This is a genomic window from Streptomyces sp. NPDC005435, assembly GCF_040703155.1.
Taxonomy (GTDB): domain Bacteria; phylum Actinomycetota; class Actinomycetes; order Streptomycetales; family Streptomycetaceae; genus Streptomyces.
In genome coordinates, this window is record NZ_JBEXEQ010000009.1 from 68,641 (window position 1) to 91,271 (window position 22,631).

Annotated in this window: 23 protein-coding genes; 12 read left to right on the forward strand and 11 right to left on the reverse strand. The window is 73.6% G+C overall.

Annotated elements, in window-relative coordinates:
* The first annotated feature begins 66 nt into the window (after window positions 1-66).
* Window positions 67-912, forward strand: a complete 846-nt coding sequence (locus tag AB0898_RS13360) for a fused MFS/spermidine synthase (RefSeq protein WP_366803018.1) — start codon at window positions 67-69, stop codon at window positions 910-912.
* 33 nt (window positions 913-945) lie between these two features.
* On the opposite strand, the gene AB0898_RS13365 is transcribed toward AB0898_RS13360, so the two are convergent.
* Window positions 946-1,545 carry an NAD(P)H-dependent oxidoreductase gene (locus AB0898_RS13365; protein WP_366803019.1) on the reverse strand — a complete coding sequence of 200 codons (600 nt, stop codon included), beginning with the start codon at window positions 1,543-1,545 and terminating at the stop codon, window positions 946-948.
* 27 nt (window positions 1,546-1,572) lie between these two features.
* On the opposite strand from AB0898_RS13365, the gene AB0898_RS13370 reads away from it, so the two are divergent.
* The gene (locus tag AB0898_RS13370; protein ID WP_366803020.1) at window positions 1,573-2,061 is read left to right on the forward strand and encodes a TetR/AcrR family transcriptional regulator C-terminal domain-containing protein; all 489 of its coding nucleotides are present in this window, start codon (window positions 1,573-1,575) and stop codon (window positions 2,059-2,061) included.
* A gap of 1 nt (window position 2,062) precedes the next feature.
* Here the strand turns inward: AB0898_RS13370 and AB0898_RS13375 are convergent, their stop codons facing one another.
* Window positions 2,063-3,421, reverse strand: a complete 1,359-nt coding sequence (locus AB0898_RS13375) for an MFS transporter (RefSeq protein ID WP_407078338.1) — start codon at window positions 3,419-3,421, stop codon at window positions 2,063-2,065.
* Between the two features lie 56 nt (window positions 3,422-3,477).
* The gene (locus AB0898_RS13380; RefSeq protein ID WP_366803022.1) at window positions 3,478-4,476 is read right to left on the reverse strand and encodes a hypothetical protein; all 999 of its coding nucleotides are present in this window, start codon (window positions 4,474-4,476) and stop codon (window positions 3,478-3,480) included.
* Window positions 4,477-4,550: 74 nt separating this feature from the next.
* On the opposite strand from AB0898_RS13380, the gene AB0898_RS13385 reads away from it, so the two are divergent.
* Complete coding sequence (locus AB0898_RS13385; RefSeq protein ID WP_366803023.1) at window positions 4,551-5,003, forward strand: DUF4442 domain-containing protein; 453 nt, start codon at window positions 4,551-4,553, stop codon at window positions 5,001-5,003.
* Window positions 5,004-5,224: 221 nt separating this feature from the next.
* Window positions 5,225-5,878, forward strand: coding sequence for a DedA family protein (locus tag AB0898_RS13390; protein WP_366803199.1), 654 nt, complete (start codon window positions 5,225-5,227; stop codon window positions 5,876-5,878).
* A 68-nt stretch (window positions 5,879-5,946) separates the two neighbouring features.
* On the opposite strand, the gene AB0898_RS13395 is transcribed toward AB0898_RS13390, so the two are convergent.
* Complete coding sequence (locus tag AB0898_RS13395) at window positions 5,947-6,474, reverse strand: gamma carbonic anhydrase family protein (protein ID WP_366803024.1); 528 nt, start codon at window positions 6,472-6,474, stop codon at window positions 5,947-5,949.
* A gap of 163 nt (window positions 6,475-6,637) precedes the next feature.
* Between AB0898_RS13395 and AB0898_RS13400 the strand changes: the two genes are divergently transcribed.
* The 3 genes from AB0898_RS13400 (at window position 6,638) to AB0898_RS13410 (ending at window position 8,680) form a co-directional block, all read left to right on the forward strand.
* Window positions 6,638-7,402: an acyltransferase gene (locus tag AB0898_RS13400; protein WP_366803025.1), complete on the forward strand. Its 765-nt coding sequence runs from the start codon at window positions 6,638-6,640 to the stop codon at window positions 7,400-7,402.
* 126 nt (window positions 7,403-7,528) lie between these two features.
* Complete coding sequence (locus AB0898_RS13405; protein ID WP_366803026.1) at window positions 7,529-8,113, forward strand: XRE family transcriptional regulator; 585 nt, start codon at window positions 7,529-7,531, stop codon at window positions 8,111-8,113.
* Between the two features lie 9 nt (window positions 8,114-8,122).
* Window positions 8,123-8,680 (forward strand): YbaK/EbsC family protein, encoded by a 558-nt coding sequence (locus AB0898_RS13410; protein WP_366803027.1) that lies wholly within the window; start codon window positions 8,123-8,125, stop codon window positions 8,678-8,680.
* Between the two features lies 1 nt (window position 8,681).
* Here AB0898_RS13410 and AB0898_RS13415 read toward each other — a convergent pair whose 3' ends face one another.
* Both AB0898_RS13415 and AB0898_RS13420 read right to left on the reverse strand, forming a co-directional pair.
* Window positions 8,682-9,692 (reverse strand): cation diffusion facilitator family transporter, encoded by a 1,011-nt coding sequence (locus tag AB0898_RS13415; RefSeq protein ID WP_366803028.1) that lies wholly within the window; start codon window positions 9,690-9,692, stop codon window positions 8,682-8,684.
* A 145-nt stretch (window positions 9,693-9,837) separates the two neighbouring features.
* Window positions 9,838-10,248 (reverse strand): CoA-binding protein, encoded by a 411-nt coding sequence (locus AB0898_RS13420; RefSeq protein ID WP_366803029.1) that lies wholly within the window; start codon window positions 10,246-10,248, stop codon window positions 9,838-9,840.
* A gap of 167 nt (window positions 10,249-10,415) precedes the next feature.
* Between AB0898_RS13420 and AB0898_RS13425 the strand changes: the two genes are divergently transcribed.
* Complete coding sequence (locus AB0898_RS13425) at window positions 10,416-11,156, forward strand: hypothetical protein (protein WP_366803030.1); 741 nt, start codon at window positions 10,416-10,418, stop codon at window positions 11,154-11,156.
* Window positions 11,153-11,704 (forward strand): histidine phosphatase family protein, encoded by a 552-nt coding sequence (locus AB0898_RS13430; RefSeq protein WP_366803031.1) that lies wholly within the window; start codon window positions 11,153-11,155, stop codon window positions 11,702-11,704. The genes AB0898_RS13425 and AB0898_RS13430 overlap by 4 nt, the downstream gene beginning before the upstream one ends.
* A gap of 6 nt (window positions 11,705-11,710) precedes the next feature.
* Here the strand turns inward: AB0898_RS13430 and AB0898_RS13435 are convergent, their stop codons facing one another.
* On the reverse strand, window positions 11,711-13,693 hold the full coding sequence (locus AB0898_RS13435; RefSeq protein ID WP_366803032.1) for an amino acid transporter: 1,983 nt from the start codon (window positions 13,691-13,693) through the stop codon (window positions 11,711-11,713).
* A 162-nt stretch (window positions 13,694-13,855) separates the two neighbouring features.
* Between AB0898_RS13435 and AB0898_RS13440 the strand changes: the two genes are divergently transcribed.
* The 3 genes from AB0898_RS13440 to AB0898_RS13450 all read left to right on the forward strand — a co-directional run bounded on the left by AB0898_RS13440 (window position 13,856) and on the right by AB0898_RS13450 (window position 18,790).
* Window positions 13,856-14,482 (forward strand): YigZ family protein, encoded by a 627-nt coding sequence (locus AB0898_RS13440; RefSeq protein WP_366803033.1) that lies wholly within the window; start codon window positions 13,856-13,858, stop codon window positions 14,480-14,482.
* Window positions 14,483-14,636: 154 nt separating this feature from the next.
* A complete protein-coding gene (locus AB0898_RS13445) occupies window positions 14,637-15,800 on the forward strand; it encodes an exonuclease SbcCD subunit D (protein WP_366803034.1) in 1,164 nt (387 codons plus the stop codon).
* Complete coding sequence (locus AB0898_RS13450) at window positions 15,797-18,790, forward strand: SMC family ATPase (RefSeq protein ID WP_366803035.1); 2,994 nt, start codon at window positions 15,797-15,799, stop codon at window positions 18,788-18,790. The genes AB0898_RS13445 and AB0898_RS13450 overlap by 4 nt, the downstream gene beginning before the upstream one ends.
* Before the next feature lie 12 nt (window positions 18,791-18,802).
* Here AB0898_RS13450 and AB0898_RS13455 read toward each other — a convergent pair whose 3' ends face one another.
* From AB0898_RS13455 to AB0898_RS13470, 4 genes are all read right to left on the reverse strand, one after another.
* Window positions 18,803-20,035 carry a cytochrome P450 gene (locus tag AB0898_RS13455; RefSeq protein ID WP_366803036.1) on the reverse strand — a complete coding sequence of 411 codons (1,233 nt, stop codon included), beginning with the start codon at window positions 20,033-20,035 and terminating at the stop codon, window positions 18,803-18,805.
* A gap of 31 nt (window positions 20,036-20,066) precedes the next feature.
* Window positions 20,067-21,458, reverse strand: coding sequence for an FAD-dependent oxidoreductase (locus AB0898_RS13460; RefSeq protein ID WP_366803037.1), 1,392 nt, complete (start codon window positions 21,456-21,458; stop codon window positions 20,067-20,069).
* Window positions 21,448-21,708, reverse strand: a complete 261-nt coding sequence (locus tag AB0898_RS13465) for a ferredoxin (RefSeq protein ID WP_366803038.1) — start codon at window positions 21,706-21,708, stop codon at window positions 21,448-21,450. Before AB0898_RS13465 ends, AB0898_RS13460 begins: the two co-directional genes overlap by 11 nt.
* A gap of 180 nt (window positions 21,709-21,888) precedes the next feature.
* Window positions 21,889-22,569 (reverse strand): hypothetical protein, encoded by a 681-nt coding sequence (locus AB0898_RS13470; RefSeq protein WP_366803039.1) that lies wholly within the window; start codon window positions 22,567-22,569, stop codon window positions 21,889-21,891.
* Between the last annotated feature and the right edge of the window lie 62 nt (window positions 22,570-22,631).

Below are 22,631 nucleotides of genomic sequence, written 5' to 3' on the forward strand. Positions count from 1 at the left end.
GTGCGCGGGGACGGGCCGCCGCCCCCGCGCACACGGGTACGGCTTCGGCCGGGGGACAATGGTCCCGTGACCGAAGCCATCCCCGTGACCAGGACCGTCGACCACGGCACCGCCAAACTGATGCCCGACGTCGACCGGGAGCGGGCCTGGCTGCTCACCGTGGACGGGGCGCCCCAGTCGTACGTCGACCTGGACGACCCCGCGCACCTGGAGTTCGAGTACGCGCGACGGCTCGGGCACGCCCTCGACGTGGCCGGCGCGGAGGGCCGCCCGCTGGACGTGCTGCACCTCGGCGGCGGCGCGCTCACCCTGCCCCGGTACGTGTCCGTCACCCGCCCCGGCTCCCGGCAGGACGTCGTGGAGGCCGACCGGGGTCTGGCGGAGCTGGTCGCCGAGCACCTTCCGCTGCCGCCGGGCGCGGGGATCGCGGTGCACACCGCCGACGCCCGCACCTGGCTGGAGGGTGCCCCGGACGACAGCGCGGACGTCCTGGTCGCGGACGTCTTCGGCGGCTCCCGTGTCCCCGCCCACCTCACCTCGCTCGGCTACGCGGCCGAGGCCGAGCGGGTGCTGCGGCCCGGCGGTGTCTATCTGGCGAACCTCGCGGACGGAACGCCCTTCACCTTCCTCCGCTCCCAACTGGCCACCTTCGGCGCCCTGTTCGAGGAGCTGGCCCTGATTGCCGAGCCGGGTGTCCTGCGCGGCAGGCGGTTCGGCAACGCCGTACTCCTCGCCTCGCACCGCCCCCTGGACCTGCCCGCCCTGGCCCGCCGCACGGCAGCCGACGTCTTCCCGGCCCGCGTCGAACACGGCCCCGCGCTCCGGAAGTTCACCGGCACCGCACGCCCGGTCGCCGACGGCGAGGCCGTACCGTCCCCCGAGCCGCCGGACGGCGCGTTCGGCATCGGCTGACGCGCGGGCGGGGCGGCAGCGCACCTCGGTGGTTCAGGCCGTGTACGGGCGGACGCGCTTGGCGTCCCGCAAGGCGTGGGCCCACCAGGCCAGTTGGTCGAGCATCGACTTGACCGCGCCGTCGGCCGCCGGGTCGGTCGCGTTGCCGTCGGAGTCGAACTTGTCGCCGTAGTTGTGGAAGCTGACGGTGTTGCGGAGGGTGACCGCGTGCAACTCCGCCAGTACGACGCGGAGTTGTTCGACCGCGCGCAGACCGCCCGAGAGTCCGCCGTAGGACACGAACCCGACCGGCTTGGCGTGCCACTGCTGGTTGTGCCAGTCGATGGCGTTCTTCAGGGGCGCCGGGAAACTGTGGTTGTACTCCGGCGTGACGATCACGAAGGCGTCGGCCGCTTCGAGCCTCGGCGACACCCGCGCGAGCAGCTCCGCGGTGCCTTCGGCCGGCGCCCCGCCGAAGGACGGGAAGACCGTGGGCAGCGGGGTCTCGGCCAGGTCGACGAGATCGACGGTCATGTCCTCGCGCTCGGCGATGCGACCGAGCAGCCAGCCGGCCACGACCGGCCCGAACCGCCCGTCCCTGGTACTGCCCACGATGACCGCGACCCGCAGGCGGCTCTCCGTCGTTTCACCCATCGGCCGCCCCCCGAGCTTCTTGAGCTGATGCTCGATCACGTCTACGGCGAGCTGGCCCTTCCCGGTGATGTGGCGGGCTGGCGCGCGGTCATGCGGGCCGTCGCCCTGCGCAAGCGGGCCATGATGCTGAAGCACCCCTGGATGGTGCGGACACCGGTGCTCACGCTGACCCCCCATCAGCTGGCCGTGCCGGAGCAGGTGCTGGCCGCGCTCGACGGGCTGGGGATGGACGAGGACACGAAGATGGCCGTCTTCCGTACCGTCACCGCCTACGTGGACGGCGCCGTCGCCGCCGAGATCGACCTGTCCCGGCTGATGCGGGACCGCGGCTGGTCGGACACGCACGAGACCCGGGTGGGACTGGCGCCCCAGATGACATGGCTGATGAACACCGGTCGCTACCCAGCCTATCAGGGCTATCTGCGTGCGGCCACCCGTAAGGACGATCCCCGGTGGGAGTTCGAAACCGGGCTGGACTGCGTCCTCGACGGCATCGCCGCGCGCATGGGGATCTGAATCAGACCGCCTGGCGGTCGACGGCCTTCACCCCGGCCGGGCGGCGGGTCAGGGTGCGGACCTCCGGGACGAGGAGGACCAGGGCGGTGACGAGGACGATCAGGGCCGAGCTGCCCCACAGGGCGGCGGTCAGGCCGACGGCCGATTCGGCGGGACCCGCCAGGGCCGTGGCCAGCGGCATCAGGGCGACCGAGCCGAACCAGTCGTAGGCCGAGACGCGGGAGAGCTTGTCCTCGGGGATCTCCTGGTGCAGGGCGGTCATCCAGGAGACGCCGAACACCTCCACCGTCGCACCGGCGAAGAACATGACCGCGTACAGGACGCCGACCGGCACCGGGACGGCCAGTGCGGCCGACGGCAGCGCGAGCGGGAAGACGCACAGCGTGCCGGTGAACAGCAGCCGCCGGGGTTTCCAGCGGGTCATCAGCAGGGCGCCCACCGCCGTGCCCCCGCCGAAGGCGCCGAGCGCCAGGCCCCAGGGTCCCGCCCCGCCCAGGCTGTCCCGGGCGACGAGCGGGCCGTAGACCGCGTCGGCCGCGCCGACCACCGCGTTGGCGAGGGAGAACTGCGCGACCACGCCCCACAGCCAGGGCCGGCCGGAGAACTCCCGCCAGCCCTCCCGGAGATCGGCCAGCAGACCGCCGCCCCGGGCCCGGTCCGGGATGTGGCTCACGTCGAGGAACGCGCGCAGTGCCCCGGCGACCGCGAAGGCCGCCGCGTCCAGCGCCAGCACCCAGCCGGGGCCGACCGCGGCCACGAGCGCGCCGCCGAGTGCGGCACCGCCGAGCGCCGCGCCCTGGGTGGCCATGCGGAAGAGGGCGAACGCCCGCCCCGCGTGCTCGGCCTCCACCGAGGACATCAGCATCCCCTCGGCGGCCGGGCCGAAGAACGCCTGCCCGGTGCCGCCGAGCGCGGTGAGCAGCATCATCTGCCACAGCCGGGCCTCCCCGGTGAGGACGAGCAGCGCGAACGCGCCCTGGGAGAGGAAGTTGAGGACGTTGGCGGCGACCATCACCCGGTGCCGGGGCAGCCGGTCCGCGACGGCGCCGCCCACCAGCAGGAACACCACCAGCGGCAGGGTGCGCGAGGCGGCGACCAGCCCCACGTCCGAGCTGTCGCCGCCCGCGTCCAGCACGGCGAACGCGGCCGCGATGACCGAGCCGTTGGAGCCGAGCGCGGTGATGACGGCCGCCGCGGTCAGCAGCCGGTAGTTGCGACCCGTACGGGACGACCCCGAGCCCGGGTGCGGGGCGGCGGGCCGGCCGCCGGCTTCGGCGGCGGGCGATCCCTGGGCGGCGGGGTCCGGGCTGGAGGTCACCAGGTGACTATCGCCTCCGCCCGTCGCGACTGCCAAGCACATTCCCCGTCACCGGAGTTCGTCCGCGCCCGCGCCCGGCCGCCCGTCCGGCGCCCCGGTCAGTCTCGCGTCGGCTGCCCGTGCAGCCGCACCGAGCTGAGGATCTTCATGACCGTCGCGGTGTCGACCTCGCCCTTGACGCCCTTGGCGCCGTAGAAGTCGAACGAGACGATGTCGTCCGCCGCGTTCTTGAACGCGAACGAGACCGCCTTGCCGTCGCTGGTGCACTTGCCCTTCTGCGGGGTCTTGACCGACGCGGCCATGGCGTAGTCCCCCTCGACGCCCGACTTGGTGACGTAGTGCGTGGCCTTCTTGTCGAAGACGATGCTCTTCTTGTCGGGCTGGGTGTAGCCGCCGTAGATGTACCAGGGCACGCGCGCGAGCGCCGCCTGGGCCGTGGTCTTCGCGCCGTTCTCGCCCCGGGTGCCCGCGACCGCCAGCGAGGTGTCGTCGGTGCGGCCGTCGTGGTCGCTGTCGGAGGTGCACCACTTGGACTTGTAGACGGCCGGGGCGGACACCGAGGTGAGGAGCTTGTCGTCGTCGGCGTGGTCCTCCATGAAGTAGGAGGTGTCCACGGACTCCAGCTGCCAGTCCTGCGGCACGTCGAAGGCGGTGCCGAACTTGGGGTTCACGACGACCTTCCAGCCCGCGATCACCGGCTTCTCGGCGTTCCCGTCCCCGCGCGGGTTGTCGTCCGGCGTGGACGCGCCCGTGGACGGGGCGGGCGTGGTCGGCCGCGCGGTCGTGCGGCCGCCCTTGCCGTCGTGGGCCTCGTCCTTGCCCGAATCGCCGAGGACCAGAAAGCCGGTCACGCCCGCCGCGACGACCACGGCGGTGGCCGCGACGATGGCGACGACCTTGGTCCGGTTCCCGCCGCCCTTCGGCGGCTGCGGCGGCGGGGGAGCCCCCCACTGCGGCTGCTGCCCGTAGGGAGCGCCCTGCGGGTACTGCTGGTAGCCGGGCTGCTGGTACGGATTCGGCTGCTGGTAACCCGGCTGCTGGTACGGGTTGTGCTGCGGGTTCTGCGCGCCCCCTGGCGGCTGCTCTCCTGGCCACATGGGCAGCAACCCTAATGCGCCATGGACATGATTCGGACTGGTCAGGGTCGCTACCCGTCGGTAACATCACGGACATGACAGTTGAGAGCGCCTCCATGGGCGACATGCTGGCCGCCGCGGTGCCGATGGTGCGGACCCTGAACCTGGAGTTCATCGAGGTCACCCCCGAGCGCGCGGTGCTCCGGCTGCCGGACCAGGCCGAGTACCACAACCACCTCGGCGGACCGCACGCCGGCGCCATGTTCACGCTGGCCGAGTCCGCGAGCGGCGCCATCGTGCTGACCGCCTTCGGCGAGCAGCTCTCGCGCGCGGTGCCGCTCGCGGTGCGCGCCGAGATCGACTACAAGAAGCTGGCCCTCGGCCCGGTCACCGCCACCGCCACCCTGGGCCGTCCGGCGGCCGAGGTCGTCGCGGACCTCGACGCGGGCAGGCGGCCGGAGTTCCCGGTGGCCATCACCATCGAGCGCGAGGACGGTTCCGTCTCCGGCGAGATGACCGTCGTCTGGACCCTGCGGCCGAACGGCTGACGGGTCAGGGATGATCTCGGGGGCGCGGGGCCGAACAGGCACGCGCCCCCGAGCCGCGCACCGCGCCCCCGGGGTCCGGATCACGCCCCCGAGTCACGGGTCACGCCCCCGAGCGGGTGGAGGCAGGCCGTCCGCCGTCCCCGACCGGGTAGCCTTCCCGAGGGGCCCCTGAAGCAGGCGTGGCCTCCGCGATCAGGGACAGCGACTGGGAGGAACCGGCGGTGCACGTCCAGGAATGGCTCGACTCAGTGCCCCCGCTCGCCGTCTACGCCGTGGTGGCCCTGGTGATCGGGCTGGAGAGCCTGGGCATCCCGCTGCCCGGCGAGATCGTCCTCGTCTCGGCCGCGCTCATGTCCTCCAGCCACTCCGGCATCGACCCGTTCGTGCTCGGCGCGTGCGCCACGGCCGGTGCCGTCATCGGCGACTCCATCGGCTACGCGATCGGCCGCAAGGGGGGCCGCCCCCTGCTGGCGTGGCTCGCCAAGAAGCTGCCGAAACACTTCAGCGAGGCCCATGTGGCCACCGCCGAGCGGTCCTTCGAGAAGTGGGGCATGTGGGCCGTCTTCTTCGGCCGCTTCGTCGCCCTGCTGCGCATCTTCGCCGGCCCCCTCGCGGGCGTCCTCCAGATGCCCTACTGGAAGTTCCTGATCGCCAACGTCCTCGGCGGCATCGTCTGGGCGGGCGGCACCACCGCCGTCGTCCACTACGTCGGCATCGTCGCCGAGGACTGGCTCAAGCGCTTCTCGTACGTGGGCCTCGCGGTGGCCCTCGCTCTCGGCATCGGTTCGATGCTGATCGTCAAGCGCCGGGCGAAGCGGAACGAGGCCGCCGCCGAGAAGGCCCCGGAGGCGGAGCCGGTGGGCGCGGGGGACTGACCCCGGCGCGCTCCGCCCCGTACGACCCGGTGTGCCACCCGCACACCGGTCCGTTTCTCACCGGTGTCTCACTCGTGCACGGCCCGGTGCGTCTTCGCCAGCTCCGCGTACAGCGTGCCGTTCAGCGTGACGCCCTGACGCTCCTCCTCCGACAGTTCCCGGCGGACCTTCGCCGGGACGCCCGCCACCAGCGAGCCCGGCGGTACGACCATGCCCTGCGGGACCAGCGCCTGGGCCGCCACCAGGGAACCCGCGCCGATCACCGCGCCGTTCAGGACCGTCGCGCCCATGCCGATCAGACAGTCGTCCTCGACGGTCGCGCCGTGCACCACCGCGTTGTGGCCGATGGAGACGCGCTCCCCGACCGTCAGCGGGAAGCCGGGGTCGGCGTGCAGGGTGACGTTGTCCTGGACGTTGGCGTCCGCGCCGACGGCGATCCGCTCCACGTCGCCGCGCACGACCGCGCCGTACCAGACGCTCGCTCCCGCGCCGAGTGTCACGTCACCGATCACCGAGGCCGTGGGGGCCACGAAGGCGTCCGGGTCGATCTTCGGCTCCCTGCCGCCGATGCCCACGATCAAGGCCTGGTGCGTCATCCGGTCCACCGTCTCTTCTTCGAGTCGTCGAGGTCACCGCAGCCGTCGCGTCGGCGAGGTCACGTACCCGCGCACGCTAGTGCACGACTCCTCCGGTCGTATGGGGTGAAGATCACAGCGGTACGGCCCCTCGCCGGAGGCGACCGGTGAGTAACGTGAGCGCGTGCCGAAGCCCAAGAACACCTTCTCGTCCTGGCGGAAGGGCCTTGCCCAGCGGGCCGTCCACGCGGTCTGGGAGTGGGCGCGGCGCACCGGTTCCGTGAGCGCCGAGCACCCCGGCCGCCTCCGCTTCGGCGCGATCGGCGAGGGCACCCGGCTGGCCTTCCCGCTCGGCACGGTCTTCGGGGAGCCCTGGATCAGGCTCGGCGCCTACTGCATCATCGCCGAGCAGGTCACCCTCACCGCCGGGCTCATGCCCGACCTCGACCTCGGACCCGAGCCGATCCTGAACATCGGGGACGGCGTGGTCCTCGGCCGGGGCAGCCACGTCATCGCGGACACCTCCGTCACCATCGGCCGCGACTGCTACTTCGGCCCGTACGTCTACGTCACCTCCACCAACCACTCCTACGACGATCCGCACGAGCCCATCGGCCGGCAGTGGCCCCGCATGGAGCCCGTGGAGATCGGCCCCGGCTGCTGGATCGGCACCAACGCGGTGATCCTGCCGGGCGCGCGGATCGGCCGGAACGTGGTCGTCGCCGCCGGTGCGGTGGTACGCGGCACGGTTCCCGACCACGCCGTGGTCGCGGGCGCCCCCGCCCGGGTCGTGCGCCGCTGGACCCCGGAGGAGGGCTGGCAGCCCCCGCTGCGCACCCCCGCCCCCGTGCCGCCCCCGGACGGATCGACCCCGGCGCAGTTCCGGGCGCTGGCCGAGCTGGACGAGGAGCAGATCGAGCGGCTGGCCCGGCTGGACGCGGAGGGCTGACCCCCCTTCCCGGCGCCGTATCCCGCTGCTGCGCGCCGCCCGCCCGCAGTACAGTGCGGTGTACGACGGGGTGCAGCGCACCGGCCCCCGCACCTGCCGAAACCCGCTGGACCCGATGGACGTGATGTGTCGGACCTCGACCTGCTGACCCAGTCCCTGGCGCGCAACGTCAGACGCTGGCGCACCGAGCGCGGCTTCACCCTGGACGCGCTGGCCGCCCGCTCCGGGGTCAGCCGGGGCATGCTGATCCAGATCGAGCAGGCCCGCACCAACCCCAGCATCGGCACGGTCGTCAAGATCGGGGACGCGCTCGGGGTGAGCGTGCCCACGCTGCTCGACTACGAGCGCGGGCCCCGGGTCCGGGTCGTCCCCGCCGAACAGGCGGTCCGCCTCTGGCACACCGACGCGGGCAGCTACAGCCGCCTGCTCACCGGCACCGAGGCGCCGGGGCCGCTGGAGCTGTGGGACTGGCGGCTGATGCCCGGCGAGAGCAGCCCCTCCGACCCGCACCCCACCGGCACGGTCGAACTGGTCCACGTCACCTCCGGCGAGCTGACCCTCACCGTGGACGGCACACCCCACCGGGTACCGGCCGGGGCGAGCGCCACCTTCGAGGCCAACACCCCGCACATCTACGGCAACGAGGGCGACGTACCCATGGAGATGGTCATGACCGTCTCCGTGCCGCCCGTGGGCCGGCAGGGCTGTTAGCGTGCCGTCATGCGCGCCCCCATCGGAGACTTCGACACCGTCCTTCCCGCCCCGGACGCCCTCGACCGGCTGACCGCGCCCGTCGCCGCCGCCCTGCGCGACTGGCAGGGCAAGACCCCGGCCGACCGGATCGTCTACGTGGACACCGACCCGCGCTGGGCGGACACCGCCGTCTTCGTGGAGCACTACGGCGCGGAGCTGATGGACTGCTCGGCCAACTGCGTGGTGGTCGCGGGCAAGCGGGGCGGCGAGACCACGCTCGCCGCGTGTCTGGTGCTCTCCACCACCAAGGCCGACGTCAACGGCGTGGTGCGCCGCCAACTCGGCGCCCGCAAGGCGTCGTTCGCCCCCATGGACACGGCGACCGGCGAGAGCGGCATGGAGTACGGCGGCATCACGCCCATCGGACTGCCGGACAGCTGGCCGCTGTTGGTGGACTCCGCCGTCGTGGAGCTGCCGTACGTGCTCGTCGGCAGCGGGCGCAGGCAGGGCAAACTCCTGGTGCCCGGTGAGGTGTTCGCGCAGCTGCCCGGGGCCGTGGTGATCGAAGGACTCGGTATCGGCTGAGTCAGACCGGTGCGTGGTGGGCCAGCGGCAGATGCGGGTCGCTCTCACCCGGAACCGGCTCCGGATCGGCGTGCACCAGGGCGGCGGTGAGCCCGGGTACGGCGTGCAGCAGGGCGTGTTCGGCCGCCACCGCCACCGCGTGCGCCTCGCGCGCGGTGGCCTCCCCGTCCACCAGGACGGCCAGTTCGGCCCGCAGCCGGTGCCCGATCCAGCGCATCCGCAGCTCGCCCACCCCGCGCACGCCCGGCACCTCCCGTGCCGCCCGCTCGGCCCGGTCCACCAGCTCCGGATCGACCGCGTCCAGCATCCGCCGCAGCACCTCGCGGGCCGCGTCCCGCAGGACGAGGACGATCGCCGCCGTGATGGCGAGCCCCACCAGCGGGTCCGCCGCGCTCCAGCCGAGCGCGGAGCCCCCGGCACCCAGCAGTACGGCCAGCGAGGCGAAGCCGTCGGTGCGGGCGTGCAGCCCGTCCGCCACCAGCGCGGTCGAGCCGATCTCCCGGCCGACCCGCACCCGGTACCGCGCCACCCACTCGTTGCCCAGGAAACCCACCAGCGCGGCCCCCGCGACGGCGGGCAGGTGCGCCACCGGGCGCGGATCGAGCAGCCGGTCCACGGCCGCCCAGGCGGTGAACACGGCCGAGGCGGCGATGGTCAGCACGATCACCAGTCCGGCCAGGTCCTCGGCGCGCCCGTAGCCATAGGTGAACCGCCGGGTCGCCGCCCTGCGCCCGAGCAGGAACGCGATGCCGAGCGGCAGGGCCGTCAGCGCGTCCGCCGCGTTGTGCACGGTGTCCCCGAGCAGCGCCACCGATCCCGAGACGGTCACCACCACCGCCTGCGCCAGCGCGGTCGCCCCCAGCACGGCCAGCGACACCCACAGCGCCCGCAGCCCGCGCGCGGAGGACTCCAGCGCGGCGTCGGTCCGGTCGGCGGTGGCGTGCGAGTGCGGGGTGAGGAGATGGCCGAGCCGGTGGAGCGGGCCCGCGTGGTGGGAGTGACGGTGGCTCACTTCGGTCCCCTTCCGCCGGGCGGCGCCTGGACGTGCCGCGCCCACGGGGACATTGTGGACGCGAACGGCCAAACATGCACCTGTCACCTGCATGGAATGCGCAGGTGAGAGGCCCGCGCCGGGGTCACGGGGCGGCCCGCCGGGTTCAGCGCCCCAGCCGGGGGATCTCGATCGCCGGGCACGCGTCCATGACCATCCGCAGCCCCGCCGCCCGCGTCCGCTCGTACGCCGCCTCGTCCACGACCCCCAGCTGGAACCACACCGCCCGCGCGCCCTTGGCCACCGCCTCGTCCGCGACCGCTCCGGCCAGCTCGCTGTTGACGAACACGTCCACCACGTCCACCGCGAAGGGGATGTCCGCGAGCGAGGCGTACCCCTGCTCGCCGTGCACCGTCTCGGCCTTCGGATGCACCGGCACGATCCGCTTGCCGAACCGCTGGAGGACCCGCGCCACGCCGTACGCGGCCCGGTTCCGGTTGCCGGACAGGCCGACCACCGCCCAGGTGTCGCCCAGCTCGGTCAGGATGCTGCGGATCGTCGCCTCGTCGCCGTACACGGCGGCCTCCTCGGTTCACGGCGGGAACGGTGCCGTGGGCTCGAACAACGCCCCGCGCGCGCCGATTCCCCCGCCCGGGACACGAAATGGCCGCTCATCGGATACCGACGTGCCCCAAATCGGCGCAAGGTGCTGCGTTCGGGCGTTCGCACGCCTACGCTCGCTGCGTGCTGCGCATCCTCGACGCCCGGACCGGCGAGTTCGTCACCCCCACCCCCGCCCGTCGCGGGCTGACCCGTGTCGAGGCCCATGTGCCCGGCCTGGACCTGACCGCGCTACGGGTCCTGCTCGCCGCCGACCTCCTCGTGCGCGCCCTGGAACTGGCGGGCACCCCGCTGTGGACCCTGCTCAGCGCGCCCCGCGAACAGGCCGAGCTGCGCACCGCCGGGACCACCCTCGGCATCCGCCCCTTCGAGGACAGCCGTGATCTGGCCTCCGGGCTCGGCGAGGCGCAGACCGTGCACGTGCTGCGGGCGGACGCGTCCGCGCCCGGCACCGGGCCCGTGCTCGCGGTGGCCCCGGTGGAGTGGACGGGGCCGGAGGAGGAGCCGCTTCCCGCACTGCTCGACGACCCCGACGCGCTCCGCCTCGCCCTGCTCTCCGTCCCGCGCACCGAACCCGTCCGCCTGGACCGCGCGACGCTGGACGAGGCCGCGCGGACCGTCGCCGGGTGGCGCTCGGGCGTGGCCGGCTGGGCACGGCAGCCCTCGCGCCCCGTGCCGGACGAGGTACGGACCCGGCTGCGCGCGGCCTGGGAGGACGACCTCGACCTGCCCGGCGTGCTGACCGTGCTGCGCGAGGCCGCCCAGGCGCCCGGACTGCCGGACGGCGCCCGTTTCGAGACGTACATGTACGCCGACCGGCTCCTCGCCCTCGACCTCGCGAGCGGCCTGGGCGGCACGGCATGAGCGGACCGGCGCGCCGGCTCGTCGTGCTGCGGCACGCCAAGTCCGCGTGGCCGGAGGGGGTTTCGGACCACGACCGCCCGCTCGGACCGCGCGGCCTGCGGGACGCCCCGGCCGCCGGACGGGCGCTGGACCCGCCCGACCTCGTCCTGTGCTCCACGGCCGTACGGGCCCGCCGCACCTGGGAGCTGGCCGCCGCCGAGTGGGCCGTACCGCCGCCGGTGCGGTTCGACCGGCGGATCTACGAGGCGGTGCCGGCCCGGCTCCTCGAGGTCGTGCGCGAGACACCGCCCGAGGTGCGGACGCTGCTGCTCATCGGGCACAGCCCCGGACTCGAAGGGCTGATCGCGGGGCTCGCGGGGGAGGCGGAGGGGGACACCCTGGAGCGGGTGCGGGCCAAGTTCCCGACGTCGGCGGTCGCGGTGCTCGACTGGGAGGGGCCGGACTGGGCGGCGCTCGCCCCCGGCGCGGCCCGGCTGACGTCGGTCACGGTGCCGCGCGGGGAGAAGACGCCGGGCGGGGAGAGGACGCCGGGCGGGGCAAAGCCGTAGCCCGGTTCAGCCCACGTGCACCCACGGCCTGCGCTCCTGGTCCGGCTCCGCGCGGCGCAGGACCTCGCGGGTGACCGGGGCCGACTCGCCGTTGCCGAAGACCAGGAAGCGGATCAGATGGCTGACCGGGTTGCCCTCGGTCCAGTTGAAGTAGACGTGCGGGGGTTTCCCGGTGCGGTCGCGCAGCGCGAGCAGGACGGCGGCGATGGTGTTGGGCACCGTGGGCCCGTCCGCGCGCAGCCGTCGTACCCCGTGCTTCTCGTCGCCGTGCACCGTGATCTCGGCGGTGAAGTCGGAGGAGTCGCGCACGAACACCTCCAGGAAGATCACGTCGGCGCCCTTGGGCAGCCGGGTGTGCTCGCGCTGGTCCTGCTCCTTGGCGCGGTAGGCCCGCTTGCTGTGCTCGTCCGGCTCGTTGGCGATCAGTTGGAGGGGGCCGTGTTCGGCGGCCGCGTCGACGATCCGCAGCGCGGCCTCGTCGAAGACCACGTCGGTGGCGCGCAGCTCGAAGGCGCGGTGCACGCGCGAGCCGAAGGAGGTGAGCATGATCGCCACGATGAAGATGGACGCGATCTTGATGCCGTCGGGCCGCTCGATCACATTGAGGACCAGCGTGTACACGAACACGGCGGTGATCAGCCCGAAGCCGACGGTGGCGGCCCGGTGGTGGCGCCGGTGCACCGCGACCGTGGAGGCGAACGCCGCCGACAGCATCAGGACCAGCACGCCGGTGGCGTAGGCGCCGCTCTGCTCGTCCACGCTCGCGTGGAACCAGAGGGTGATCAGCACGGCCGCGACCAGGAAGACCAGCACCAGCGGGCGTACGGCACGGGTCCACTCGGGGGCCATGCCGTAGCGGGGGAGATAGCGCGGGACGAGGTTGAGCAGGCCCGCCATGGCGGAGGCGCCCGCGAACCACAGGATGGTGATGGTGGAGAGGTCGTAGACCGTCCCGAAGATCTCGCCCAGGTAGCGGTGGGCCAGATAGGCGAGGGCGCGGCCGTTGGCGGGGCCGCCCGACTTGAAGTCCTCCTGAGGGATGAGGATCGTCGTCGCCAGGCTGGACAGGAGCAGCAGACAGCTCATGATCAGCGCGGCGGTGGTCAGCAGCTTGCGCGCGCCCCGGATGCGGCCCGCCGGGTTCTCCCAGGTGTCCGTCGGGGCGCCCTTGATCTGCGGCATCACCGCGACACCGGTCTCGAAGCCGGACATGCCGAGCGCGAGCTTGGGGAACACCAGCAGCGCGACGCCCACCATGGCGAGCGGCGAGGAGTGCGCGGTGGTCATCGCGTGCGTCCAGTCGGAGATCTGGACGGGGCGGCTGAGGACCTCGTAGGCGCAGGTCGCGAGCACCACCACGTTGAGCGTGAGATAGGTGGCCACCAGGGTGACCGCGATCCCGATGGCCTCCTTGAAGCCCTTGAGGAAGACCGCGCCGAGAAGACCGATCAGGACGAGCGTGATCCAGGTGTTCGCACCCTCGATCCAGTGCGGGGCGAACGGGTTCTCCAGCACGTGCGCGGCCGCGTCCGCCGAGGACAGCGTGATCGTGATCATGAAGTCGGTCGCCGCGAACCCCAGCAGCACGAGCACCAGGATCTTTCCCGACCACCAGGACAGCAGCCGCTCCAGCATGGCGATGGAGCCCTCGCCGTGCGGACTCTCCCGCGCGACCCGGCGGTAGACCGGCAGCGCGCCGAACAGCGTCAGCGCGATCAGCACCAGGGTGGCCAGCGGCGAGAGCGTCCCGGCCGCGAGGGCGGCGATGCCCGGCTGATAGCCGAGCGTGGAGAAGTAGTCGACGCCGGTCAGGCACATCACCCGCCACCATGGGTGACCCTTCTGCTCCGGGCGCGGGGTGCGGTGCGGCCCCGGATGCCGCGCGGTCTGCTCGCTCAGCCCCTCCAGGAGCCACGCCCGGCACCGGCCGCGCACGCCGTGCCGCCCGGGCGCTCCGGTGGTGTCGGGGTGGACGGGGACGCGGGTCATGCGGTGCCGGCGTCGGGACGGACGGGGACGCGGTTCATACGGTGCTGCCTCCTCGTACGGTGACCGGGACCCCGGCCGCCTGATCGCTCGGCGCGTATGCCCCGCATCCTCACCCGCACACCGGGGCGCGGGCCAGTGCGGCGCTCCGCATAGGCTGGCCGGATGCAGGACGAGTACCGCACCGTCGCCCGCGCGGGCACGCACGAGACCGAGATCAACCGTTCCCGCTTCCTGTGCGCGCTCGCCCCGGCCGCCACCGAGCGCGAGGCGCAGGAGTTCGTCGCGGCCGTCCGCAAGGAGCACGCGGACGCCACGCACAACTGCTGGGCGTACGTCATCGGCGCCGACGCCTCCGTGCAGAAGGCCAGCGACGACGGCGAGCCGGGCGGCACCGCCGGGCTGCCCATGCTCCAGATGCTGCTGCGCCGCGACATGCGGTACGTCGTCGCCGTCGTCACCCGCTACTACGGCGGCGTGAAGCTCGGCGCGGGCGGTCTGATCCGCGCCTACGGCGGAGCGGTCGGCGAGGCGCTGGACACGGTCGGCACCCGTACCCGGCGCCGCTACCGGCTCGCCACGGTGACCGTCGACCACCAGCGCGCGGGCAAGGTGCAGAACGACCTGCGCTCCACCGGCCGCGAGGTGCGGGACGTGCGCTACGGCGAGACGGTCGCCATCGAGATCGCCCTGCCGGACGCCGACGTGGCCGCCTTCCGGGGCTGGCTGGCGGACGCGACGGCGGGGACGGCCGGCTTCGAGCTGGGCGGCGAGGCCTACGGCGACGTCTGAGGAGGGGAACCTCTGGAGAGGGGACCTCTGAGGAGGGGAAGCGTGCGACAGTGCCCGGCAATTGGGATGAAACGGGCATAACGGTCAAGGGTGGGGCGGTCGGTACTCAAGCGACGGGGCTCGTTGTCAGACCCTCCCGTTAGTCTCGGGAATCATGAGACTCCTGCACACCTCCGACTGGCACCTCGGCCGGTCCTTCCACCGGGTGAACATGCTCGGTGCGCAGGCCGAGTTCATCGGCCACCTCGTCGACGCCGTGCGCGAGCACGCTGTGGACGCCGTGGTCGTGTCGGGAGATGTGTACGACCGCGCGGTGCCACCGCTCGCCGCCGTCGAGCTGTTCGACGACGCCCTGCACCGCCTCGCCGGCCTCGGCGTGCCCACGGTGATGATCTCCGGCAACCACGACTCCGCCCGCCGCCTCGGCGTCGGCGCCGGACTCATCGACCGCGCGGGCATCCACCTGCGCACCGACCCCTCCGCCGCGGGCACCCCGGTCGTCCTCGCGGACGCCCACGGCGAGGTCGCCTTCTACGGCCTGCCCTACCTCGAACCCGCCCTCGTCAAGGACGAGTTCGGGGTCACCAAGGCCGGGCACGAGGCCGTCCTCGCCGCCGCCATGGACCGGGTCCGCGCCGACCTCGCCGCCCGCCCGCCGGGCACCCGCTCCGTCGTCCTCGCCCACGCCTTCGTCACCGGCGGCCAGGCCAGCGACAGTGAGCGGGACATCACCGTCGGGGGAGTGGCGGCCGTGCCCGCCGGGGTCTTCGACGGCGTGGACTACGTCGCCCTCGGCCATCTGCACGGCTGCCAGACCCTCACCGAGCGCGTCCGCTACTCCGGCTCACCGCTCGCCTACTCCTTCTCCGAGGCCGAGCACCGCAAGAGCATGTGGCTGATCGACCTCGGCGCCGACGGCTCGGTCACCGCCGAACGCCTCGACTGCCCGGTGCCGCGCCCGCTCGCCCGCATCCGGGGCACCCTGGACGACCTGCTGGCCGACCCCCTCCTCGACCGTCACGAGGGCGCCTGGGTCGAGGCCACCCTCACCGACGCGATCCGCCCCGCCGACCCCATGGCCCGGATCGCCGCCCGCTTCCCGCACACCCTCAGCCTCGTCTTCGACCCCGAGCGCGCCCCCGACGACCCCGCCGTCTCCTACGCCCGCCGCCTCGCCGGACGCGACGACCAGCAGATCGCCGAGGACTTCGTCGCCCATGTGCGCGGCGCCGGACCCGACCCGCGCGAGGCGGCCGTCCTGCGCGACGCCTTCGACGCCGTACGCGCCGACGACACCGTGCGGGAGGTGGCCCGGTGAGGCTGCACCGACTCGACATCACCGCCTTCGGCCCCTTCGGCGCCACCCAGAGTGTCGACTTCGACGCCCTCTCCGCCGCCGGACTCTTCCTGCTGCACGGCCCGACCGGCGCCGGGAAGACCTCCGTCCTGGACGCCGTCTGCTACGCCCTCTACGGCTCCGTCCCCGGCGCCCGCCAGAACGGCCAGGGCACCCACCTGCGCAGCGACCACGCCGAGCCGGGCACGCGCACCGAGGTCCGCCTCGAACTCACCGTCTCGGGGCGCCGGCTGGAGATCACCCGGCAGCCTCCGTGGGAGCGGGCCAAGAAGGGCAACCGGCCGGGCACCACTGTCGACAAGGCCCAGACGTGGCTGCGCGAGTACGACTCCTCAGCGGGTGCCTGGAAGGACCTCAGCCGCTCCCATCAGGAGATCGGCGAGGAGATCACCCAGCTGCTCGGCATGAGCCGCGAGCAGTTCTGCCAGGTCGTCCTGCTGCCCCAGGGCGACTTCGCCCGCTTCCTGCGCGCGGATGCCGAGGCACGCGGCAAACTGCTCGGGCGCCTCTTCGACACCCGGCGCTTCGCGGAGGTGGAGAAGCGGCTCGCGGAACGCCGCCGGGCCACCGAGGCACGGGTGCGCGAGGCCGACACCGCGCTGCTCGCGGACGCCCACCGGATGCAGCAGGCGGCGGGTGACGCCATGGAGCTGCCCGAGCTCGCGCCCGGTGACCCCGGGCTCGCGTCGGCCGTCCTCGCGGCCGCCGCCGTCGCGCGCAGTTCCGCCCGTGAGCGCCTCACGATCGCCCACTGCCGGCTGACCGCCGCCGAGTCCGGCCATGCCGAGGCTCAGCGGGAGCTGGGTGAGGCGCGTGAACTCGCCCGCGCGCAGGCCCGGTTCACCGAAGCCCGGCAGCGGGCCGCGCGTCTGGAGGAGCGCTCCGGCGACCACCGCGCGGCCCAGCAGCGCATGGAGCGCGGCCGCAAGGCCGAAACCGTCGCCCCCGCTCTCGACCTGCGCCGGGAGGCCGAGACCGCCCATCTGCGGGCGACCCGCGCCGAGGAACACGCCCGGCGGCCGCTGCCCGGGGAACACGCCAGCGCCGACGCGACAGGGCTCGCGGCAGCCGCGCGCCGCGCCGCCGAGGAACTGGGCGGGCTCGGCTCCGCCCGGCGCGCCGAGGAACGGCTCACCCGTGTGCTCGCCGAGCGGACCGGACTCGACCGCGAGGAGCGGGCGGACGAGCACGCGCTGCGCGAGGCGGACGCCTGGCTGAGTGGCTGGGAGGCCTTGCGGAGCGGACTCCAGGCGCGGATCGACGCCGCCGGGGAGGCGGCCGTACGGGCGGAACAGCTCGGCGCTCGGCGCGAGCCCGTACGGCGACGGCTGGACGCGGCGCGGCGGCGGGACGCCCTGACGCAGGAGCTGGAGGCCGCCCGCCGCAGCGCGCTGGACTCGGGACAGCGCGCGGGTGAGCTGCGGGAGGGCTGGCTCGACCTCAAGGAACAGCGCCTGAACGGCATCGCCGCCGAACTGGCCGCCCACCTCACCGACGGCGAGCCCTGTGCCGTCTGCGGAGCCACCGAGCACCCCGCCCCGGCCCGCAAGGACGCCGGGCACGTGGACCGGGAGGCCGAGCAGAACGCCCTCGACGCGTACCAGGCCGCGCAGCGGCGGCACACCGAGAGCGAGAACCGGGCCGCCCAGCTGGACACCGCGCTGTCCGCCGCGACCGCCGAGGCCGGCGACACCCCCGCCGACCGTCTCGCCGCCGAACTCCACGACCTGGAGCGCGAGTTCGAGCAGGCCCGCCGCGAAACCTCCGCCCTGCACGCCGCCCAGGAGGAGCTGCGTCAGGCCGAGCGGGAACGCGAACAGCGCCTTGAGGCCCGGCAGGGCGCCGCCGTACGCACCGCCTCCCGCGTCACCCGGCGCGAGACCCTGGAGCGCGAACAGGCCACCCTTGAGGAGGAGTTGGCCCAGGCGCGCGGGGATGCCGCAAGCGTGGCCGACCGGGCCGCCCAACTGGAGCGCCGGGCCGCCCTGTTGACCGGCGCCGCCAACGCCGCCCGCGCCGCCGACGAGGCCGCCACCCGCCTGAAGGAGGCCGACGCCCGCCTGGCCGACGCCGCCTACCGCGCGGGCTTCGACACCCCGGCCACCGCTGCCGAGGCCCTGCTCGACCCCGGCGCCCACCGCGAACTCCAACACCGCCTGGACGCTTGGCAGTCGGAGGAGGCCGCCGTACGCGTCGCGCTCGCCGAACCCGAGACGGCACGGGCCGCTCAACAGCCGCCCGCCGACACGGTCGCCGCCGAACAGCGCGCCGCCGGGGCGGAACGCCGGATGCGCGAAGCGGTCTCCGCCCGCGACGCCGCCCGGCGGGCCGCCGCCGAGCTGGACCGCCTCTCCGCCCGGGCCGAGGACGGCGCCCGTGGCCTCGCCCCGCTGCGCGAGGAGTACGACCGGGTGGCCCGGCTCGCCGGCCTCACCGCGGGCACCTCCGCCGACAACGAGCGCAAGATGCGCCTGGAGTCGTACGTCCTGGCCGCCCGCCTCGAACAGGTCGCCGCCGCCGCGACCGCCCGGCTGCGGATGATGTCCTCGGGCCGCTACACCCTCGTCCACTCCGACGACCGCAGCGGACGCGGGCGCAGCGGGCTCGGGCTGCACGTCGTGGACGCCTGGACCGGCCGCGAGCGGGACACCGCCACCCTGTCCGGCGGCGAGACCTTCTTCGCCTCCCTCGCCCTCGCCCTCGGCCTCGCCGACGTGGTCACCGACGAGGCGGGCGGCGTCCGCCTGGACACCCTCTTCATCGACGAGGGCTTCGGCAGCCTCGACGACCAGACCCTGGACGAGGTCCTCGACGTCCTCGACTCCCTCCGCGAACGCGACCGCAGCGTAGGCATCGTCAGCCACGTCGCCGACCTGCGTCGCCGCGTCCACGCCCAACTGGAGGTGGTGAAGGGGAGAACGGGGTCGACGCTGCGGCAGCGGGGAGTGTAGAGCCTCGGTTCCTCAGGGCCGTACGCCCTCGAAGGCGATGGGCAGATGGCGGGGGCCGCGCAGTACCGCGTTCGGGCGGTACGGCGGGGGGTCCTCCACCAGTCGGGGGTCCTCCAGGCGCCGGGCCAGTTCGGCCAGCGCGATCTGGGTTTCCAGGCGGGCCAGGGGGGCGCCGAAGCAGCTGTGGATGCCGCTGCCGAAGCCGAGGTGCTGGAGGTCGTCGCGGTCGGGGTCGAAGCGCTCCGGGTCCTTGAAGCGCTCGGGGTCGCGGTTGCCCGCCGCCAGCATCAGCCAGATCCGGGAGCCCGCCGGGATCGTCACCCCGCGCACCTCGATGTCGGTGATGCAGGTGCGCTGGGGGACGAGCTGGACGGGCGGCTCGTAGCGCAGCAGTTCCTCCACGATGTTGGGGGCGAGGTCCGGGTCCTCGCGCAGCCGGTGCAGGAACTCGGGGTGGCGCAGCAGGGTCAGCATGCCGTTGGTGATGAGGTTGACCGTGGTCTCGTGGCCGGCGATCAGCAGCAGTACGGCGGTGCTGAGGATTTCCATCATCGTCATCGAGCCGTCCGGGCCCTTGCCGGCGGCCAGGTCGGAGAGCATGTCATCGCGCGGCTCCTTCGTCCGCTCCTCCACCAGCCCGGCCAGATACATGCCGAGCTGCATCCGCGCCTCCTGCGCGGTCTTCACGAACTCCGGGTCCGCTCCCTGCCGGGTGTCGGGGTCCAGGCTGGCCACCAGCGGGTCCACCCACGCCCGGAAGCGCGGCTCGTCCTCGCGGGGCACCCCGAGCAGCCGGCAGATCACCGTCACCGGGAAGGGGTACGCGAACTGGTCCACCAGGTCGACCTCCCGGGCGTCCCCGAACCCGTCGATCAACTCGTTCACGATCTGGTGCAGTTCGGGCCGCATGTCGTCGACGCGGCGCGGCTTGTGCGGTGGCCCGAAGGCGCTGTTGGCGATGCGCCGCAGCCGGTCGTGTTCCGGCGGGTCGAGGCGGATGAAGGAGGGCGGCAGGCCCGTGTTCTCCCCCAGCTCGTCCGCCCCCGCCTCCGTCAGATTGGTCGCGTCCGAGCTGATCCGGGGATCGTGCAGCAGGCCCTCGATGTCCCAGTAGGAGCTGATGACGTAGGGGTCGCCCGCCTCCTCGTGCAGCACCGGCGTGCGGCGCAGCTCCGCGTAGAGGGGGTACGGATTCGCGCGGTTGGCGAAGTCGGTGATCTGGCGCACCAGCGAGGCTCGCGTCATGACAGGTCCTTGGGGCGTCGTCGTGCGGCGGTCAGTGGTGGCCGGGGGTGAAGACCAGGCGGCGGTCGGCCGGGGAGTAGCCGCTCAGGGTCACGGTCGGGCCGTGGGTCGGCAGGGAGGGGTCGGGGAAGTCGGAGGACACCGCCCGCCGCCCCTCGGGACGCCGGTCCATCGTCGGATAATCGGCCGGGAAGGGGGCGCCCTGCTCGATCTGCCGCTGGTAGTACTCCAGCCAGCGCGCGTTGTCGAAGGACACGGCGGCCACGATGCGGCCCTTGTAGCCGTAGACACCGACGAATCTGCGTTCCCCCGTCGAGCCCTGCGTGATCATCAGCTCGTCGCCCATGGGCGGCACGCCCACCGACTTGATGTTCACCCCGAACTGCGAGGACCAGAAGGCGGGCATCCACATGTGGGGCCGACGGTCATAAGGCGGGCAGATCATGTTGTGCGCCGCCGTCTCCGCCTGCGCGACCGCGTTGCCCCAGTGTTCCAGCGACAGGAACTGGTAGCCGAACAGCGGATGCGGGGAGCGCGCCACGTCGCCGGCCACGAACACGTCGTCGGTGACGATGCCCCGGAAGTCGAAGGCACGGCACCCCGCGTCGCTCGCGATCCCGCGCGGCCCCGCGCCGATGCCGGACCCGGTCAGCCACTCGGTGTTGCGCAGCGAGCCCAGCGAGACGACCACCACGTCCGCCTCGACCACGCTCTCGTCCGACAGATGCACCGCCCGCACCCGGCCGACCGAGTCGCCCTCCAGCGCGGTCACGGTGACATGGGTGCGCAGGTCCACGCCGTTCTCCTCGTGGAGCTCGGCCGCCACCGCCCCGATCACCCCGCCGAGCGCGCCCACCAGCGGCGCGCCCGCGCGTTCGGCGACGGTCACCTCAAGTCCCATCTCCCGGCAGGCGGAGGCGACTTCGGACCCGGCGAACCCGGCGCCGATCACCATCACCCGCCGGGCCCCGGCGCGCAGCCGGTGGTACAGCGCGGTCGCGTCGTCCCGGGTGCGCAGCACGAAGACGCCGTCCAGCTCGGCCTCGTCCTCCTTGGGCCAGGGCCGGGCGCGCACGCCGGTCGCGATGAGCAGCCGGTCGTACTCGACCTCCTCGCCGTCGGCGAGCAGCACCCGCTTGCCGGTCAGGTCCAGCCCGGACGCCGGGACGCCGAGCCGCCACTCGGCGTCCACGTCCCGCCGCCGGGGCAGCTCGGTGTGCTCCGGGGACGCCTTGCCGAGCAGCACCGACTTCGACAGCGGCGGCCGGTCGTAGGGCTCGTACGGCTCGTCGCCGATCAGGGTCAGCGCGCCGGTGAAGCCCTCCGCGCGCAGCGTCTCGGCCGCGCGCAGCCCGGCCAGCGAGGCGCCGACGATCACGATCCGGCCCTCGCGGCGCAGCCAGTCCACGTAGTCAGCGGCCATCGGACAGCTCCCAGGCGGCTACGACGGCCACCGGCTCGTCCTCGGCGGGAGCGCCCTCGCACAGGCCCTCCACGGTGATCGCCTGGACCGGGCAGGCGGCGGCAGCCCGGGCGACCGCGTCCCGTTCCTCGTCGGCGGCGCGCGGGTTGTAGAGCAGCGCCTCGTCACCGTGCATGGTGAAGACGTCGGGGGCCAGGAACGCGCACTGGGCGTATCCCTGGCACTTGTTGAGATCGACGACGATCCTCATCGACGCTCCGCTCTTTCCGGTGGCCAGGTCCGGTGTGCCCCGCGCCCTCGCGCGACGGGCGGCCCCGGACGGCGGTCGTCCCCCGCCCGCCAGCATGGAAGCGGAGGGCATCCCGCCGCGCGGCGGGAGCCGCCGAACGGGTGAGCGAACCCTTACGGGGTGTTCCCTACGATTCGGCCCTTACGGGGTGGTCGCGCCCCGCCGCCGCCCGCTCGCCACCAGGATGTGCGCGCTCAGCACCAGCGACCAGGCGGGGAAGACCAGCTCCGCCCAGGGCACGTTCGAGGAGACGAAGAGCAGCACCAGCGCGGTGAGCGAACTCAGCACCGTCAGCCAGCGCGGCAGTACGCCCAGCCGCTTGCCGATCACGGACATGGACGACACGAAGACGGCCGCCATCCGCATCGCGTACTCGGTCATCAGCCCGTACGCGAAGTGCCGGCCGAAGTCCCAGGTCTCCGGCGACGGCGTGCTGCCCGCCGGGTGCGAGACCGCCAGCACGGCGGAGGCCGCCGCGGCCGCGCCGAACAGGGTCGCGGTGAAGACCAGACCGCTGCCGAGCAGCACGGTCGCGAGGAACCGGTCCTCGACCTCACCCACATGGGCGCGCACGGCGCCCAGGAACCACAGGAAGAAGATGCCCGCGAACGGGATCAGCGCCAGCGCCGTCTGCACCGCGCTGCGCCGCGCCGGGTCCGTGAACCCCCGCGCGGCGGCCGCGTCGGCGCCCTCGGGGATGCCCAGCCGCATCAGCACGATCGTCGCCGCAAGGAGCAGCGCGAACACCACCCCGGCCAGACCGGCCGCGCGCGGGGTCTCCAGCGCCTCCCGGCCCGGCCCCTTGTGCGCCTTGACCCGCATGAGCGGCCCACCTCCCGAGCGACGGCCCCCGCACCAGCAAGCAGCCGGTGCGCGGGACCGCG

Excerpts from the sequence above, each read along its gene's own strand:
- AB0898_RS13470 (WP_366803039.1), bottom strand. The coding sequence starts at position 22,569 with ATGCGGGTCAAGGCGCACAAGGGGCCGGGCCGGGAGGCGCTGGAGACC.
- AB0898_RS13455 (WP_366803036.1), bottom strand. The coding sequence starts at position 20,035 with ATGACGCGAGCCTCGCTGGTGCGCCAGATCACCGACTTCGCCAACCGC.
- AB0898_RS13460 (WP_366803037.1), bottom strand. The coding sequence starts at position 21,458 with ATGGCCGCTGACTACGTGGACTGGCTGCGCCGCGAGGGCCGGATCGTG.
- AB0898_RS13435 (WP_366803032.1), bottom strand. The coding sequence starts at position 13,693 with ATGACCCGCGTCCCCGTCCACCCCGACACCACCGGAGCGCCCGGGCGG.
- AB0898_RS13465 (WP_366803038.1), bottom strand. The coding sequence starts at position 21,708 with ATGAGGATCGTCGTCGATCTCAACAAGTGCCAGGGATACGCCCAGTGC.
- AB0898_RS13445 (WP_366803034.1), top strand. The coding sequence starts at position 14,637 with ATGAGACTCCTGCACACCTCCGACTGGCACCTCGGCCGGTCCTTCCAC.
- AB0898_RS13430 (WP_366803031.1), top strand. The coding sequence starts at position 11,153 with ATGAGCGGACCGGCGCGCCGGCTCGTCGTGCTGCGGCACGCCAAGTCC.
- AB0898_RS13395 (WP_366803024.1), bottom strand. The coding sequence starts at position 6,474 with ATGACGCACCAGGCCTTGATCGTGGGCATCGGCGGCAGGGAGCCGAAG.
- AB0898_RS13370 (WP_366803020.1), top strand. The coding sequence starts at position 1,573 with ATGCTCGATCACGTCTACGGCGAGCTGGCCCTTCCCGGTGATGTGGCG.
- AB0898_RS13365 (WP_366803019.1), bottom strand. The coding sequence starts at position 1,545 with ATGGGTGAAACGACGGAGAGCCGCCTGCGGGTCGCGGTCATCGTGGGC.
- AB0898_RS13385 (WP_366803023.1), top strand. The coding sequence starts at position 4,551 with ATGACAGTTGAGAGCGCCTCCATGGGCGACATGCTGGCCGCCGCGGTG.
- AB0898_RS13440 (WP_366803033.1), top strand. The coding sequence starts at position 13,856 with ATGCAGGACGAGTACCGCACCGTCGCCCGCGCGGGCACGCACGAGACC.
- AB0898_RS13380 (WP_366803022.1), bottom strand. The coding sequence starts at position 4,476 with ATGTGGCCAGGAGAGCAGCCGCCAGGGGGCGCGCAGAACCCGCAGCAC.
- AB0898_RS13410 (WP_366803027.1), top strand. The coding sequence starts at position 8,123 with ATGCGCGCCCCCATCGGAGACTTCGACACCGTCCTTCCCGCCCCGGAC.
- AB0898_RS13375 (WP_407078338.1), bottom strand. The coding sequence starts at position 3,421 with ATGTGCTTGGCAGTCGCGACGGGCGGAGGCGATAGTCACCTGGTGACC.